The sequence below is a fragment of the Pseudomonas sp. TWP3-2 genome (assembly GCF_049897765.1).
In the GTDB taxonomy this organism is placed as follows: domain Bacteria; phylum Pseudomonadota; class Gammaproteobacteria; order Pseudomonadales; family Pseudomonadaceae; genus Aquipseudomonas.
Genome location: NZ_JAFCWW010000016.1, coordinates 20,859 through 37,958 on the forward strand (window position 1 = coordinate 20,859; position 17,100 = coordinate 37,958).

Consider the following 17,100-nt stretch of genomic DNA (forward strand, 5'->3'; position numbering starts at 1 on the left):
CCATGTTTAACAACCTTGTTCTGAAAGTAGCATTCAGAATAAAGTTGAAACAGCATTCAATACATCGCCATTAGTTGATAGGTTTGCAGCAAATCCAGCAACAATGCGAATCTTTAATATATGTATATACCGCACAGCTCGCCGGGCAATATGAATTACGCTCGTGTGGCTGTAACCACCCGAGCGTATTCAGCGATTACCAGAAGCGTTGTTGAGTCAGACGACTCCACCAGCTCAGTAGAACGCGATCCACCGAACCGCTGGCGGCCATGCCGATGCGTTCTTGCAGACTTTTGCGCTCGGCGTAGTGCAGGTGATAGAGCTCGGAGTGTCTGGCGCGATCAGCCAGGTATTCATCACTGGTCTTGAGTTCATCGACCAGTTGGTTTTCCAGCGCGGCGATGCCCAGCCAGATTTCGCCAGTCGCCACTTCATCGATGGCCAATTGCGGGCGATAACGCGCTACGAAGTTCTTGAACAGCCGATGGGTGATGTCCAGATCTTCCTGGAACTTCTCACGGCCCTTCTCGGTGTTTTCGCCAAACACGGTCAGGGTGCGTTTGTATTCACCGGCGGTCAGCACTTCGAAATCGATGTCGTGCTTTTTCAACAGGCGGTTGATGTTGGGTAGCTGCGCGACCACACCGATCGACCCGAGAATGGCAAACGGCGCGCTGATGATCTTGTCGCCGATGCACGCCATCATGTAGCCACCGCTGGCCGCGACCTTGTCGATGCAGACTGTGAGCGGGACACCGGCATCGCGGATGCGCGCCAGTTGCGACGAGGCCAAGCCATAGCTGTGGACCATGCCGCCGCCGCTTTCCAGACGCAGCACCACTTCGTCTTTTGGTGTCGCGAGGGTCAACAGCGCGGTAATTTCGTGGCGCAGGCTTTCGGTGGCCGAAGCCTTGATATCGCCGTCGAAATCCAGCACGAATACCCGCGGCTTGGCCTCGGGCTTCTTTTTCTGCTTCTTCTCGGATTTGGCCTGGCCCTTGCGCAACGCCTTGAGTTGGTCTTTGTCGAGCAAGGTCTGCTCCAGTCGCTCACGCAGGCCTTTATAGAAATCATTGAGCTTGCTGACCTGCAACTGGCCGGCCGCTTTGCGCCGCCCCTTGCTGCGCAATGCGGCAAAACTGGCGAGCACTATCAGAATCGCGACCACTAGCGTGACGGTCTTGGCCAGAAAACTGGCGTATTCAACAAAAAAATCCACAGGGACTCCTTCAAACAATGCGCTGCTTTCAAACGCGCGCGGGAATTAGCTCCAGCATACCCATGCACCGGCCCATCGGCCAGCCGTGAAACCTCTCGCAACAAGGCTGCAAGCGGCCATTCAAACAAGCGTATGTTTTTTCATTGACAGCTCACCCTCATCCTCATAACCTCGCCAAACCTTCAACGTACCGGGATGACGCGGACGTGGGCAGCATCTATTTGATTCGACATGGCCAGGCCTCCTTTGGTGCAGACGACTATGACGTCTTGTCGCCGACCGGTGTGCGCCAGGCAGAAATCCTCGGCCGGCACCTCGCCGAGCTGGGTATTTGCTTCGATCGCTGCCTGTCCGGTGACCTGCGCCGCCAGCAGCACACAGCCACCAGCGCGCTGGAGCAGTTCACTGCTGCGGGCCTGCCGGTGCCAACCCTGGAAATCGATTCTGCCTTCAACGAGTTCGATGCCGACGCAGTGATCCGCGCCCTGCTTCCGGCGATGCTCGAAGATGAGCCCGAAGCACTCGACATCCTGCGCAACGCCGCACAGAACCGTGGCGAGTTCCAGCGTATCTTCGCGCTGATCATCGAACGCTGGCTGGCCGGCACCTATGACACACCGGGACTGGAGAGCTGGCTGGGTTTCGTCGAACGGGTTCAGGCCGGGCTGCAACGGATTCTCGAGCAAGCCGACAACACCCGGAAAATCGCGGTGTTCACCTCCGGCGGCACCATCACCGCCCTGCTCCATCTGATTACGCAAATGCCTGCACGCCAGGCCTTTGAGTTGAACTGGCAAATCGTCAACACCTCGCTCAACCAGCTGAAGTTTCGCGGTCGCGAGGTGGCTCTGGCTTCCTTCAACAGTCATACACACCTGCAACTGTTGAAGGCCCCGGAACTCATCACTTTTCGTTGAGTCCGGAATATTTGTGACCCTGCTGCAATCACCCAGCTCCTATTACCCAAGAAAGGATTGAACCATGACCTCCGTAGCTGATGCCGTACAAGCAATGAAAGCCAAGTTCAACCCAGCCGCTGCTGCCGGTCTGGATCTGGTCTTCGGTTTCCGCATCGACGACACCAAGAACTTCTCGCTGATCGTCAAAGACAGCACCTGCGAACTGCAGGAAGGCGAAAACCCGGACGCCCAGGTCACTCTGGTGATGGACGGCGAAACCCTGCAAGGCATCGTCGACGGTTCGACCGACGGCATGCAGGCATTCATGGGCGGCAAACTGCGCGCTGAAGGCGACATGATGCTGGCAATGAAACTGTCCGAGCTGTTCCCTGCGTAATCCCGCAACTGCGCGATTGCGCGGCCTGTCGGATTACCAACGAATCCCGCCCATGTGGCGGGATTTGTGCGTCTGGGATTCGAGAAACGGCGTTTTAGCTGGCAAACGCTGCTGCCAGCAACTCCTGGGTATAGGGATGCCGGGCCGAGCGAAACAGTTCGGCAGTTTCCCCGCGCTCCAGCACCTCGCCATCCTTCATCACGATCAGGTCATGGGCCAGCGCCCGCACCACTGCCAGATCATGGCTGATGAACAGATACGTCAGCCCATGCTCCTCCTGCAAGCGCCGCAGCAGCGTGACGATCTGCTTTTGCACGGTGCGATCCAGCGCTGAGGTCGGTTCATCCAGCAGGATCAGATCCGGCTTGAGCACCAACGCCCGCGCGATGGCGATCCGTTGTCGCTGCCCGCCCGAAAACTCGTGCGGATAGCGATGACGCGTGGCCGGGTCGAGGCCGACTTCGCGCAGTACGTCGATCACCGCGTGCTCGCGCTCGGCGGCATTCAAATCACTGTGAACTTGCAAACCTTCAGCGATGATCTGCTCCACAGACAAACGCGGACTGAGGCTGCCGAACGGGTCCTGAAACACCACTTGCAGGCGTTTGCGCAGCGGTCGCAGATGCTTGCCGCTCAAATGTTCTAGCGATTGGCCCTGAAAACGAATGCTGCCCTCGGCATCGATCAACCGCAAAATCGCCTGCCCCAAAGTAGATTTTCCCGAACCTGATTCGCCGACGATCCCGAGGGTTTTGCCGCGTTGCAGGTTCAGTCCAATCGCATTCACCGCGTGCAGATACGATTTGGGCCGCAGCCAGCCGCCACCGAGGCGAAAGCTCACATTGAGATCACGCACTTCCAGCAGATTCTCCGCCGCCCCCCGACACAGCGGCGCGCCACCCGGCTCGGCATTGAGTAACTCGATGCTGTAGGGATCCTGCGGTGCGCGGAACAACTGCTCGCACGAGGCCTGTTCGACGATCAATCCACCGCGCATCACCGCCACCCGCTGGGCGATGGTGCGTACCAGATTCAGGTCGTGGCTGATGATTAACAACGCCATCCCCAAACGTTGTTGCAGATCTTTGAGCAGCAACAGGATCTTGCGCTGCACGGTCACATCCAGCGCGGTGGTCGGTTCATCGGCGATCAGCAATTGCGGTTCACAAGCCAGCGCCATGGCGATCATCACCCGTTGCCGTTGGCCGCCGGAGAGCTGATGCGGATAGGCCTTCAAGCGTTCACTCGGGCGCTGAATGCCGACCAGTTCCAGCAACTGCAGAATGCGCTTGCGCGCCGCGACGCCGGCCAACCCTTTGTGCAACGCGAGGGTTTCGCCGAGTTGCCGCTCAACCGTGTGCAACGGATTGAGCGAACTCATCGGCTCCTGAAAAATCATCGCGATGCGGTTGCCGCGCAATTGCCGCAGATAGCGTTCATGCACGCCGAGCAGTTCCTCGCCGGCATAGCGAATGCTGCCGTCGATCTGCGTGATTGCCGGGTCGAGTAGTTGCAGGATGCTGTGCGCGGTGACTGATTTGCCGGAGCCGGATTCGCCGACCAACGCCAGGCACTCGCCCGGCCGAATGTCGAGGTCGATGCCGTGCACCACTGTTTGTCCTTTGAACGCCACCCGCAGGTCGCGTATTTCGATCAGGTTTTCGTTCATATCAAGTCCTCGGATCAAGATCGCGGGTCAAACGCGTCACGGCAGGCTTCGCCAATAAACACCAGCAGCGAAAGAATCAGCGCGAGGGCAAAAAACGCCGTCAGACCAAGCCACGGCGCTTGCAGATTGTTCTTGCCCTGGCCGATCAATTCGCCCAGCGAAGCGCTGCCGGCGGGCATGCCGAAACCGAGAAAATCCAGCGCCGACAGGGTGGCGATCGCCCCAGTGAGGATGAACGGCAGATACGTCAGGGTCGCGCTCATCGCGTTGGGCAGGATATGCCGCAGCATCACTTGCGCATCGCCCACACCGAGCGCGCGCGCGGCTTTGACGTATTCCAGCCCGCGACTGCGCAGAAACTCGGCCCGCACCACGTCGACCAGGCTCAGCCAGGAAAACAGCGCCATGATCCCCAGTAGCCACCAGAAATTCGGTTCGACAAAACCCGACAGGATGATCAGCAGATACAACACCGGCAGCCCCGACCAGACCTCCAGCAAACGCTGGCCGATCAGATCAATCCAGCCACCGTAGTAACCTTGCAACGCACCCGCCGCGATGCCGATCAGCGCACTCACCGCCGTCAGCGCCAACGCGAACAACAGTGACACCCGCGTGCCGAAAATCACCCGCGCCAATACATCACGCGCCTGATCGTCGGTGCCCAGCCAGTTGTCGCCAGTGGGTGGGCTGGGTGCCGGTTCAGTCAGGTCGTAGTTGACCGTGTCGAAGCCGAACGGGATCGGCGCAAACCACATGCGCCCGCCCTGCCCTTCGATCAATTCACGCACCTGGACGCTGCGGTAATCCGGCTGAAACGGGAATTCACCGCCGAAGTCCTGCTCGGTGTAGCGTTTGAGCACCGGGAAATACCAGTCGCCCTGATAGCTCACCAGCAGCGGTTTGTCATTGGCGACCAGTTCGCCACCAAGGCTCAGGCCGAACAGCGCCAGAAACAGCCACAACGACCACCAGCCGCGCCGATGCGCCTTGAACCGTGCCCAGCGCCGCTGGCCGATGGGAGATAAGCTCAGCATCAGGCAGTCCTCGCGGTGAAGTCGATGCGCGGGTCGACCAGCGTGTAACACAGGTCGCCGAGCAGTTTTATCAGCAGTCCGAACAGGGTGAAGATGAACAGCGAGCCGAACACCACCGGGTAATCGCGCGATACCGCCGCCTCGTAACTCAGGCGTCCGAGGCCATCGAGCGAGAAGATCACTTCGATCAGCAGCGAGCCGCCGAAGAACACCGTGACCAACGCTTGCGGCAATCCGGCGACCACCAGCAGCATCGCGTTGCGGAAAACGTGGCCGTACAGAACCTGTTTTTCAGTCAGGCCCTTGGCCCTCGCGGTAACCACATACAGCCGCGAGATTTCATTGAGAAAGCTGTTCTTGGTCAGGATCGTCAGGGTCGCAAAACCGCCGATCACCAATGCGCTGACCGGCAGCACCAGATGCCAGAAGTAATCGGCGACCTTGCCCCACAGCGTCAGCGCGGCGAAGTTGTCCGAGACCAGCCCGCGCACCGGAAACCAGTCCAGCGCCGTGCCGCCGGCAAACACCACGATCAGCAGCAACGCGAAAAGAAATCCTGGCATCGCATAGCCAATGATGATCGCCGCGCTGCTCCAGACATCGAATGCCGACCCGTTATGCACGGCTTTGCGGATGCCCAGCGGGATCGACACCAGATAGGTAATCAGCGTCGCCCATAAACCCAGTGACAGAGTGACTGGCAGCTTCTGCCAGATCAGTTCGGTGACACTGGCACCACGGAAGAAGCTCTTGCCGAAATCCAGCTGCGCGTAACTTTTCAGCATCAGCCACAGGCGTTCGCTGGCGGATTTGTCGAAGCCATATTGGCGCTCGATATCGGCCAGCAGTTTCGGCTCCAGGCCTCGCGTGGCACGCGACTCGCCGCCAACGGTTTCGACGTGGCTGGCACCGACTGCGCCACCGACGCCGATGCCCTGCAAACGCGCAATCGCCTGCTCCACCGGGCCACCCGGCGCCGCTTGAACAATCACAAAATTCACCAGCAAAATCGCCAGCAAAGTCGGCACGATCAGCAGCAGACGCCGCAGGCTATAACCCCACATGGGCGGACTCCTTTTGCTGTTGTTTGGCGGTCAACGCCGTCGGGCTGATTTCCCACCAGGTGTCGAGGCCGGCGTCGTACAACGGCGCAATCGGCGGACGGCCGAAACGGTTCCACCACACCGTGGAAATTCCCGGCGGGTAATAGTTGGGAACCCAGTAGTAGCCCCACTGCAACACTCGATCCAGCGCATGCGCGTGGCGCAACAGACTCTCGCGGCTGTCGGCCTGCGCCAACCCTTCGAGCAACGCATCCACCGCCGGATCGCGCAACACCATGTAGTTGTTCGAGCCGGGGTCATCGGCGCCGTCCGAGCCGTAGTAATTGAACATCTCGCGCCCCGGCGCCTGACTCACCGGATAACCGGCGACGATCATGTCGTAGTCGCGATTGCGCACGCGGTTGGTGTATTGCGCGGTATCGACCTGGCGGATATCGAAGCCGATGCCGATCTGCGCCAGATTGCGTTTGAACGGCAGCAGCAGGCGTTCGAAACCCTTCTGACCATTGAGGAAGGTGAAGTGCAGCGGCTCGCCTGCAGCATTCACTAGTTGATCGCCATCGGGTTTCCAACCCGCAGCTTCCAGCAGTTTCAGCGCTTGCCTCTGCTGGGCGCGGACGTTGCCGCTGCCGTCGGTGCGCGGGGCCTGAAACACCTGAGTGAAAACTTCGTCCGGAATTTTGCCGCGCAACGGTTCGAGGATTTTCAACTCTTCGGCGTCCGGCAACTCGGTGGCGGCCAATTCGCTGTGCGAGAAGAAGCTGCGCTGGCGCAGGTACATGCTGCGCATCATCTGCCGGTTGCTCCATTCGAAATCCCAGAGCATGGCGATCGCCTGGCGCACACGGCGATCCTGAAACTGTGGTTTTTTCAGGTTGAATACAAACCCCTGCGCACCTTGGGCGGCGCCGGGAGCCAGATGTTCACGGAGCAGTTTGCCCTGCTCCAGTGCCGCCCCGGCGTAGCCAATCATGTAACTGGTCGCAGAGAATTCGCGGTTGTAATCGAAGCCACCGGACTTGAGCACCTGGCGTGACACGTCGGTGTCGGCGAAGAACTCCACGCTCAATTGATCGAAGTTGTACAGGCCTCGGGTGATCGGCAAGTCCTTGGCCCACCAGTCCTTGACCCGTTCGAATTTTACGCTGCGCCCGGCATCCACCGCGCTGACCCGATATGGGCCGCTGCCCGGCGGGATTTCAAAGCCGCCGCCGTCAGCGAAGTTACGCGTGCGCCACCAGTGCTCGGGCAACACCGGCAGCACTGCCAGATCCAGCGGCAAGGTGCGGCTGTCGTTGTTCTTGAACACGAAGCGCACTTGAGTCGGCGACTCGACCTGCACTTCGGCAACATCGCGAAACTGCTGGCGGTATTTGAGGCTGCCCTGCGTGGTGAGCAGCTCGAAGGTGTAACGCACGTCCTCTGCGGTGATCGCTGTACCGTCATCGAAGCGTGCCTTGGGGTTGAGGTAGAAACGCAGCCAGTGTCGCTGCGGATCAAGTTCCATTTGCTGCGCCACCAGACCGTAAACGCTGAACGGTTCGTCCTTGCTGCGGTAGGCCAGCGGCGCGTAGAGCCAGCCGTCGATATCGGCGACGCCGGTGCCTTTGTCAACGTAAGGAATCAGGTGATCGAACGGTCCGCTTTCCAGGGACGAGCGACGCAGGGTGCCGCCCTTCGGTGCGTCGGGGTTGGCGTAGGCCAAGTGCTGGAAGTCCGGGGCGTATTTCGGGGTTTCGCCGTAGACCGTGAGTGCGTGTTGCGGTGCAGCCAGGGTCAACGGGCATGCGCAGGCAATGACGGTGAAGAGTATGAGTCTGGAGAGCATTGGCAGATCCTTGTCACGGGGGTGCTACAACCGGCCTAATCGCTGGCAAGCCAGCTCCCACAGGATTTGTGTACGCCACAAGACCTGTGGGAGCTGGCTTGCCAGCGATTAGGCCAGCACAAACACCAAACCATCTGCCTACCTGTGATGTGCAACAGGCCGGCAATTTTTATAGGGCAGGCTTTAGAACCATGAGTTACTAGAACCCGCCCCGACCAACCGATCTCAGAACTTGTAATTGACCCGCGTGTACAGCGTCCGCCCAAACGGGTCGGCGTACTTCGGGTCGTAGCCGCTCTGGAAGGTGTAGGTCTGGTTGCTGAACGGTGGCTCGCGGTCGAACAGATTCTTCACGCCGAGGGTCACGCCCAAGGTTTTGCGCCAGATGTAGGTGCCGGCCAGGTCCCAGACGTTGTAGGAGCCGACGTAGTTGTTGGTGTCGCGATCCGAGTCGTGATATCCGCTGGTGTAGCGATTGGTCAGGCTGGCGCCGTACGCGCCGTAGGTCCAGCTACCGGTCAGGCTGTGGCGCCAGCGAGCAACCGCGCCGGCCGAGGAAAAGTCGCCGCCACGGAAGTCACCAAGCTTGTCGATGTAGTCGCCCTTTTGCTGTTGCTGATAGTCATAGCGAGTCACGTAAGTGCCTTGCAGACCGATGCCGAAATCGCCGAATGAAGTGCTTGGCAGGCGATAGTCGAAGCTGACGTCGACGCCGTTGGTCTTGATCTTGCCGAGGTTGGCCAAGCCCGTGACCACGTGATCGATCGAGCCATCAGGCTTGCGGATCAGGCGCTCCGGGTACAGTTCCGGATTCTCGAAAACGGCCGATTCGGGGAATTCGGCGATCTGGTTGGCAATGTCGATCCACCAGAAATCCAGGCCCGCCGTCAGGCGATTGAACGGCTGATAGACGAAACCGAGGGTGACGTTGCGCGCGGTTTCCGGGCTCAGATCAGTATTGCCGCCGCTGCTGCGGTTGAACTGCTGCGCGCAGTCGCGGTTGGCGATTCCGCCGTTGCTCGGATTGCCACCGGCACACAGGCGCGGGTCGTTGTAGTTGGCATTGGTGAACGAGGTGAAAGTCGGGTTGTACAGTTCATACAACGACGGTGCGCGGAAGCCTTCGCTGTAAGCGCCACGTACCACCAACTCCTTGAATGGCTGAAAGCGGAACGAGTATTTCGGGTTGGTTGTGCTGCCAAAGTCGCTGTATTTATCGTGACGCACGGCGGCTGACAGTTCGAGGCTGTCGAGCACCGGCACGTTGACCTCGGCGTACTCAGCCGAGACGCTGCGATCCCCCGCCACACTGCCATTCGGGTCAACTCCCAAACTCTGCACATCACCGGCAAACGCAGCGAAGTCCTGATGGAAGTCTTCCTTGCGGTATTCGCCGCCCAGTGCCAATGCCGAAGGGCCGGCGCCGAACCAGTCGCCAATCTCGCGGCTGACGCGGCCGTCGATGGCTTTGACTCGACCCACTGCTGTGGCGTAGTCGCCATCCACCGCATTCGCGGTGAGCAAAGCGGAACCGGCCGCGGTCTGCGGGCCGAACGGGTTGATCACACCGTTGGCGATGCCCTGGCTGATCGCGCGGTCGTTGACGTAACCGCTGCTGATCGCGTTGGTGACTTTGTTCTGGTTATACGAAGCGCCGACGTTGTAATCCCAGCCAACCAGGCTGCCGTCGAAACTCAGCAGCAGGCGCTGGCCGGTGTTGTCGTCTTCATGTTGACGGGCACCGACAGTGGTTTCGCGCCAGTTGACGTCGACCGGTTGCGTCGGATCGAGGGCGAAGCCGCTTGGACCGGGGGTGATACCGTTGCCGGGATAGAACGCGGTGCCGGGGTTGACCTGATTGCCCATCAGGGTGCCGGGACCGATCTGCGTGCGATTTTCGTTACGTGCCCAGAAGTATTCGAGGCTGACGTTGTGATCGTCCGAAAGCTTGCCGGTGGCTTTGGCGAAGGCTGAAGTCTTCTCGGTTTCCGGCACCAGATCGAGATAATTCCACAGGCTCTGACGGCAGATGCCGTTGCGCGACTGTAATCCCGGGGCGTTGCAACCAGAACCGGCGAGCGGGTTGGTGGCGTTGCTGCCCTGGCTCCAGTTGGCCGGCGAAGCAGTACCGGAGGTGTAATCGAGGCCGCGACTCGGTTGGTAGTTGTAGGTGTAGCCGCGATCATCGGCGGCCAGCCGATTCTGCTTGTCGTAACTGACCACGCCAAACACGTTGAAGCGATCGTCCTGCAAATCACCAAAGCCCCAGCTACCGCTGAAATTGCGGCTTTCTCCGCCACCGGAATGCGTTGGCGTGTCGTAGTTGGTGCTGATCTGACCTTCGGTGAGGCTGGTCTTGGTGATGAAATTGATCACCCCGCCAATCGCGTCAGTGCCGTACAACGCCGAAGCGCCGTCACGCAGCACTTCGACCCGGTCGATGGCGGCGAACGGAATGGTATTCAGATCGACGCCCGAGCCGTTGATCGCGTTAGTGGCGTTGTTGCTCAAGCGTCGTCCGTTAAGCAGCACCAGGGTTTTGTTCGGACCGATGCCGCGCAAATCCGCGTACGATGCCCCGCCACTGCTCGAGCCCACCGAACGGCCAGAGCCGACCGATGACTGGTTGGCAGAGATACGACTGACCAGTTCTTCAGTGGTACTCACACCCTGCTTGCGCAACTCTTCTACCCGCAGAATGGTAACCGGCACCGCTGTCTCGGCATCAACCCGGCGGATTGCTGTGCCGGTGACTTCAATCCGTTGCAACTGGGTGGTCGGCTCGGTTGCAGTGCTCTCGGCGGCCATCGCCGACAAGGTGTTGATCGCCAGCAGCAAGGCCAGGCTCAAAGGGGATTTGACGGGTGAAAATCGAATCATGAACAGCCATCCCTGCGTTTTGGTTTATGCAGGGATGTGTGATGACGGATCGGGTTTTATAGGGCGTCAGTTAGACCGTTGGGTGATGAGGTTATGCAAAAAGGCGTTCGATAACACTCAGACCAATTCCATGTCCCTCAGCAGCCGCGTATCCAGCCCGAATCGCTCCTGCGAGACCATTTTGAACTGGCCCTGCGCCAAGTCGCAGCTCACCAGTAAATTCCATGAGTGCTGGGTGGCCGCCGATGGAATCAGTACAAACGGGTGTTCGGCGAGCAAGGCGTCGGCGAAGTCTTGCTGGTTGCGCGAAGCCTTTGCCGGACTGAGCCAATAAGGGTTCGGCACCTCTTCCGGTTGCACAATCCTGACGACTGCCTCGCTGGTCACCTCAAAGCACGTCAGCACATGGGGCATTTTATCCAGCTCATCAAAACTCTCATGAGCCGCCACTTCCAGAATGGCCGTGGATGGATCAACCGACGCATACACGACGCGCCGACCGGGCCGGTTCCATCGGCCGCCCCTGAGTTCTGAACCGATACCGCTGTCCCACGTACACCGATAAATCTCAGGATCCAGGCGCCATGCATACCAGCGGTCGTCCCAAGGTAACGGGTTCATTGATAGACCCCGTATTTCATTCGGTGCAGGTATGAATCGACCGACTCGTAACCTAACGAGCTTTCAATCAATTCCACCGGCCTGTAACCGTTCAGCCATTTGGTGGCCTTGTTCAACCACTCCTCGGCGCGCGCCTGATCGTGGAACACCTCGGTAGCGGACTCCAGCGCGTGCGCATATTGAAAGGCGATCATGCTCTGTTGGCGGCTCAGGCGCGTTGGCTCGCCGCTGTTAAGCAAACGCCGCACGGTTCTGACGGACTTCCCGGTGATGAGCTGCACAAGCTCGCTCTCCCGATAAAGCTCAGACGTTGAAATCATGTTGACCACGTCGCGCAGATCGAAACCTTCCCGCGTGTAGCGGATGATGTACATGGTGTCTCGATCCCATTCCCGGCCGTGCAGCAACACCTCCACAGGTTTGCCTTCGACCTTTTTCAGCCCCGACAGCCGGGGCGCTCTTGTTTGCGGCATCGCGATACCCTCCGTTGGGCATCTGGCGCGATTGACGCGCCAGGAATCACGAGGGGGATAAAAAGCAGGTTCATTCTCGAGATGTGGGATTCGCATAATCCATCCATTGTCTGATTTGCGAGCGATCAAGCCGCTCGGCGACTTCATGTCACAGACGATGCTATAGACAGCGATTCCGACAGCCAACCTGAAAAAGTCGTCGGAAATATCGGCGTTTTTACGCAAAACCATCTGTTTTCCGTAGGACGCCTCTTAACGGATCCATTCGCTCAACTGCCGAAGTGATAACTCACATCCAGCCACCACTGCCGGCCGTAGGGGTCATAGTTGCCGGTCGGGTAATACGGCCAGCCTGCCGAGTCATCGTGCTTGATCTGATTGAGCACATTGTTCACGGTCAACCCGACGCTTGCCCGATCGTTGAGCTTGTAGCGCGCGCTGGCGTTGAACACCGTCCACGGCGACAGACGCCCATCGCCCGCGCCGTTGGTGACCGAACCATAACGAATGCCCATCAAGGTCGCCGTGGCCTTCTGGTAATCCCAGGTCAGGCTGGCGTTGACCTTGCTGCGCCAGTCGTAGTTGGTACGCGAGGTACGCCAGTCTTGAGTCGGCGCTTCTTCGGATTCCTTGTAGAAATGCGAGAGCACCAGGGTGTAGCCCAGCGTCGAACTGAACGCGCCGTACTGGCCGGCGCCCCAGCGGATGTTGCTCTTGAAATCGAGGCCGCTGACCCGCTCGCTGGCAGCGTTGATCGCGTTGACCCGCACGCGCTGCAACTGATTCGGGTCGATGGCCGTGTTGCCCGCATTACGGTCGACGCGCGCGAGGGTCGATTGGCAGTTGGCCGAAGTAATGTCCTGCGTGCCATTGCGGCACTCGTTCTCTTGCTGCAACAGACGATTTTCATCGACGGTGGTCAGCAGGTCGTCAATCTCGACCCGCCAGAAATCCGTGGAGAAATCGAAGTTGCGTGACGGCGACCAGACGAAACCATAGGTCCAGGATTTGCCGCGTTCGGACTCCAGATTGGCCGTGCCGCTTTGCGTGTAGTCGACGCGACTCCGATCACAGGCACCCTCCACCCCCTGACTGCAACCGTAGTAGTCGATTTGCGCCGGGTAGTAGCCGTTGCTGTCGGACTGATAGATGTAGTTCAGATCCGGCGCACGGAAACTGGTGCCGTAACTGCCGCGCAACAACAGGCTGGTGAGCGGGCGCCATTCGAGGCCGAGGTTGTAGGTTTTCTGCTGCTCGGTGCGGCCGCTGAATTTGTACTGATCCCAACGTCCCGCTGCGGTCGCCAACACAGTGTCAGTCACCGGGATGCTGAACTCTCCGCCCGCCGCATAACGCTTGCGCGAGCCGCCGGAGCTTCGCGCCGGACTCAAGCCATAGAAGGTGCCGTTATTAAGACCGTCGTCCGGGTCGATGCGGTATTCCTGTTTCCCCGCTTCCAGCACGCCGGCGAATCCGACCGGGCCGGCCGGCAGATCAAACAATTCGCCGTTGACCGAGGCGTTATAGCTGGTCGAGACCGATTTGCTGGTCTGGGTTTGATTGCCGCGAAACTGCTGCCATTCCTGCGGCGTCAACGGTCGGTCAAGCCGCGAGGCGTCCGGGGCGAACACCGGATAGCCACCGCGGGTGCCGAGTTGCGGGCCGAGGTAGAAATCCTCAATCGAGGACAAAGGCGTATAGCGCGTGGTGCGCACGCTCTTGTACTCCGAGCGGTTGGCCGCCAGTTCGTAGTTCCAGCCAGTGTCGGCGATCTTGTCCGAAAGCCCCAAAGTGCCAGTCCACGACGTATCGCGCCACTTGCTGTTATTGCTGGTGCGCCCGCCGATTTCTTCTTCGCCGAACCGCCGGTACCAGCGCTCGAGATTACCGCTGTTCTGATTGATGAAATCCGGCGAGGTGAAGGTCGGACCACGGGTGTTGTTCTGAATGTGATCGAGGCCATACATCAGGTCGGCGAACACCTGGCCGCTGTCGCTGAAATGCCAGGTGCCTCGGCTGTAGCCGTCGTAGTTTTCCTTTTGCGTTTGCACCGTCCAGTAATCGTTGTACATCTGATCGGTGCGGCAGCGGCCAGCGCTGTTGACCAGTTTGTTGTCGAAGGTGCCCTGATAGGCGCCGCAGCCGGGGCCTAGGTAGCGGCTGTTGCTCAGATCGCGTCGATAGCCGACATCCGCCAACGGGCCGCTTTGCATGAAGCCACGATCATCGGCCCAGATCGGGTCGCGGTTGGTCAGTTCCATGCCAAACAAGCCGTCAAAATCCCCCCAACTGCCGCCACCACTGATCTGCAAACGCTGGTTGTCGCCACCTCCGCGCTCACTGGTGCCGCCCTTGAGGTTGACGTCGACGCCAGTGATTTTGTCCTTGAGGATGATGTTGACCACCCCGGCAATCGCATCCGAACCGTAGATGGCCGAGGCGCCGCTGCTGAGCACTTCGATGCGCTCGATGATTGCCGAGGGAATGTTCGCCAGATTGGTGAAGTTGACCTTGCCGTCGTATGGCGTCGGGTAATCCGCCACGCGCCGGCCGTTGATCAGCACCAGCGTGTGATTGGGGCCGAGGCCGCGCAGGTTGAGGGCACTGGCCGCCGGTTGCCAGGTGTTGCCGTAGTCTTCGCCCTGGGTCATGCCGGTATTTTGCGTCTGCGTGGCGAGCGCGTCGTATACATTCTTGTAGCCGCGCGCCTGCATTTCTTCGTGGGTAATGACGGTGACCGGGGTCGCGCCGTCGCTTTGCGCGCGGGCGATGCGCGAACCCGTGACGGTGACTTTTTCCATGCGGTAATCGGCGCTGGTGACCGGTGCCACAACGGTGGCTTTGGCCGGAACAACGGTCGGCGCCTCGGCTTCCCTGACACTCAACCCCTGGGCACTTTGCTCGACTTGCAGGCCGCTGCCGAGCAAGGCTTTTTCCACCGCCTGGTGACTGCCCAACGCCCCGCGCACCGCGCTGCTGCGTTTGCCTTGCACCAGATTCTGGCTGAAGGAAATCGGCACACCGGTCTGGCGCGAAATGTCCAGCAGCACCTCGTCGAGCGCGCCGCTGGCGATGTCGAAGCTGTACACCTGAGCAATGGTTTCCTGCGCGAGCACAGGCATAGAAACTACTCCCATGACCAGTGCGGCAGCGAGTGTCAGTCCAGGTAATGGTTGTTTGAATGAGAACATCGAGGGGCTTCCCTGTTGAAGGCGTCTGCAGGGAATGAGCAGCGGGCCGGCGCTTTTTATAGAGCGAGCAATAGTCCGAGTAGTTATGAATCTATAACCGTGTTTCGATGCTGACCCAGTACGGATTGTGGAAGGTCACGCGGATCGGCAGCGAGCGCTCCAGCAACTGCAAAGTGCGGTCACTGTCGTCCAGCGGATACAGGCCGCTGAGGCGCAGTCCGGCGACATCCGGGCTTACATGGATGATGCCGCGCCGGTAGCTGCGCAGGCTGTCGATGACTTCGCTCAACGGGCGGTCACGCACTTCCAGTCGCCCTTGCACCCAGGCACTGTCCTGACCTTTGCTGCGCCCCAGCGCGAGGATGGTCTGCCCGTCGAACACCAGGCTTTCGCCCGCTTCCACCACTTGCCGCGCGCCGCTGGCGGTGACCACTTCGACTTGCGAATGCAGCATCACCAAACGCGTGGAATTCTCCCCGCGCTGCACCAGAAATCGGGTGCCGAGTGCGCGCATCCGCCCGTGCCCGGTTTCAACCACAAACGGCCGGCTCAGATTCTTCGCCACATCGACCAGCAGTTCGCCGCTGCGCAACTCCAGCAAGCGCTCGATGTTGTCGAAGCGCGGCACCACGCGGCTGCGCGCATTCAGGGTCACGGTGCTGCCGTCCTCCAGCGCAAATTCACGGCGCTCGCCGGTGCCGGTCGCGAGTTCACCCGCCTCCGGCAGCCAGCCGTAACGCCGCCCCAGCAGGCCAGCGAGCACGGCAATCCCCAGCACGCTCAAACTGCCACTGATAAACCGGCGGCGACTCGAAGAAGGTGCGTTGAGGCTGTGCAGCAGACTCTCGCGGGATACACCGCGCAGGTTCGATTGACGCAGCAGATTCAACCCGCCAGCCATCTGTTCAATGATCTGCTGATGGCGAGGATCGGCCGCACGCCAGGCGTCGAACGCCGCACGCTCCTGCAGGCTGACATCGCCCGATTGCAGCAGCGCCATCCACTGCGCCGCCTCATCGATCAGCGTTTCATCGGGCCTCATGCCTGCATCGCCTGATAGCAGCGCTTGAACGCTTCGACCATGTATTGCTGCACGCGGCTGGTGGACACGCCGAGCCGTTCGCCGATTTCGCTGTAGGTCAGGCCATCGAGTTGATGATAGAGAAACGCCGCTTTGGCCTTCGCCGACAAGCCGTTGAGCAAGCGATCCACCGCCAGCAACGCTTCGATGACCAGTGCGCGTTCCTCCGGTGACGGATGCACCGGTTCCGGCGCCAGTGCCAGGCTTTGCAGATAGGCGCGCTCCAGATCCTGCCGACGCCAGCCTTCGTAGACCAGACGCCGCGCAATGGTGGTTAGCAACGCCCGTGGCTCGCGAATGGCCAACGGGTCGGGCAACGCCAAGACCCTGAGAAAGGTTTCCGAAGCAATGTCCTGCGCACTGTGCGGGCAACCGAGGGTACGGCTGACCGCAGCGCACAACCATCGGTAGTCCTTTTGGAACATCTGCCCGATGACCTGGTAATGCGGGTTATGACTGCCACCCATGCCCTGCTCCCTGAACGGGCTCCACCCGCTGCGAAAATCCATGGTACTGCCGGGATCGTCCGGCAAAGTCAGAGGGCGACTGTGCAATACCCATGCAGACATTTGAAGTAATAAAAAATCAGGATAAGCAAACTTTTGAGAATAATGCACCTCGTCGCCGGGGAAACATGGACTGACACAACGTTGACTTCGATCACTGGCGCGCCCGGCGCCACTCTCTAACCTTGCGCTTCCATCGAATGCCACGGACGGCTCATCGGAGCCTGCGGCGGAC

13 protein-coding genes are annotated in these 17,100 nt (G+C 59.9%); 2 read left to right on the plus strand and 11 right to left on the minus strand.

Annotation, left to right across the window (positions count from 1 at the left end; translation table 11 throughout):
- Positions 1-196 precede the first annotated feature (196 nt).
- Entirely contained in the window at positions 197-1,219 is a 1,023-nt protein-coding gene (sohB, locus tag ACP7EE_RS20630) for a protease SohB (RefSeq protein ID WP_426205833.1), read from the minus strand.
- A gap of 206 nt (positions 1,220-1,425) precedes the next feature.
- On the opposite strand from sohB, the gene ACP7EE_RS20635 reads away from it, so the two are divergent.
- Positions 1,426-2,136, plus strand: a complete 711-nt coding sequence (locus ACP7EE_RS20635) for a histidine phosphatase family protein (protein WP_426236317.1) — start codon at positions 1,426-1,428, stop codon at positions 2,134-2,136.
- Between the two features lie 64 nt (positions 2,137-2,200).
- Complete coding sequence (locus tag ACP7EE_RS20640; RefSeq protein ID WP_426205832.1) at positions 2,201-2,515, plus strand: SCP2 sterol-binding domain-containing protein; 315 nt, start codon at positions 2,201-2,203, stop codon at positions 2,513-2,515.
- Positions 2,516-2,609: 94 nt separating this feature from the next.
- Here ACP7EE_RS20640 and ACP7EE_RS20645 read toward each other — a convergent pair whose 3' ends face one another.
- The 10 genes from ACP7EE_RS20645 to ACP7EE_RS20690 all read right to left on the minus strand — a co-directional run bounded on the left by ACP7EE_RS20645 (position 2,610) and on the right by ACP7EE_RS20690 (position 16,826).
- Positions 2,610-4,184, minus strand: a complete 1,575-nt coding sequence (locus ACP7EE_RS20645; RefSeq protein WP_426236319.1) for an ABC transporter ATP-binding protein — start codon at positions 4,182-4,184, stop codon at positions 2,610-2,612.
- A 14-nt stretch (positions 4,185-4,198) separates the two neighbouring features.
- Positions 4,199-5,221 (minus strand): ABC transporter permease, encoded by a 1,023-nt coding sequence (locus ACP7EE_RS20650; protein ID WP_426236321.1) that lies wholly within the window; start codon positions 5,219-5,221, stop codon positions 4,199-4,201.
- The gene (locus tag ACP7EE_RS20655) at positions 5,221-6,285 is read right to left on the minus strand and encodes a microcin C ABC transporter permease YejB (RefSeq protein ID WP_426236323.1); all 1,065 of its coding nucleotides are present in this window, start codon (positions 6,283-6,285) and stop codon (positions 5,221-5,223) included. The genes ACP7EE_RS20650 and ACP7EE_RS20655 overlap by 1 nt, the downstream gene beginning before the upstream one ends.
- Positions 6,272-8,113: an extracellular solute-binding protein gene (locus ACP7EE_RS20660; RefSeq protein WP_426236325.1), complete on the minus strand. Its 1,842-nt coding sequence runs from the start codon at positions 8,111-8,113 to the stop codon at positions 6,272-6,274. The genes ACP7EE_RS20655 and ACP7EE_RS20660 overlap by 14 nt, the downstream gene beginning before the upstream one ends.
- Before the next feature lie 225 nt (positions 8,114-8,338).
- Entirely contained in the window at positions 8,339-10,993 is a 2,655-nt protein-coding gene (locus ACP7EE_RS20665) for a TonB-dependent receptor (protein WP_426236327.1), read from the minus strand.
- Between the two features lie 117 nt (positions 10,994-11,110).
- A complete protein-coding gene (locus tag ACP7EE_RS20670) occupies positions 11,111-11,614 on the minus strand; it encodes an RES family NAD+ phosphorylase (RefSeq protein ID WP_426236329.1) in 504 nt (167 codons plus the stop codon).
- Positions 11,611-12,318: an antitoxin Xre/MbcA/ParS toxin-binding domain-containing protein gene (locus ACP7EE_RS20675; RefSeq protein ID WP_426236331.1), complete on the minus strand. Its 708-nt coding sequence runs from the start codon at positions 12,316-12,318 to the stop codon at positions 11,611-11,613. The genes ACP7EE_RS20670 and ACP7EE_RS20675 overlap by 4 nt, the downstream gene beginning before the upstream one ends.
- 38 nt (positions 12,319-12,356) lie before the next feature.
- On the minus strand, positions 12,357-15,278 hold the full coding sequence (locus ACP7EE_RS20680; RefSeq protein ID WP_426236334.1) for a TonB-dependent receptor domain-containing protein: 2,922 nt from the start codon (positions 15,276-15,278) through the stop codon (positions 12,357-12,359).
- A gap of 91 nt (positions 15,279-15,369) precedes the next feature.
- On the minus strand, positions 15,370-16,320 hold the full coding sequence (locus ACP7EE_RS20685) for a FecR domain-containing protein (RefSeq protein WP_426236336.1): 951 nt from the start codon (positions 16,318-16,320) through the stop codon (positions 15,370-15,372).
- Positions 16,317-16,826: a sigma-70 family RNA polymerase sigma factor gene (locus tag ACP7EE_RS20690; RefSeq protein ID WP_426205822.1), complete on the minus strand. Its 510-nt coding sequence runs from the start codon at positions 16,824-16,826 to the stop codon at positions 16,317-16,319. Before ACP7EE_RS20690 ends, ACP7EE_RS20685 begins: the two co-directional genes overlap by 4 nt.
- Positions 16,827-17,100 lie beyond the last annotated feature (274 nt).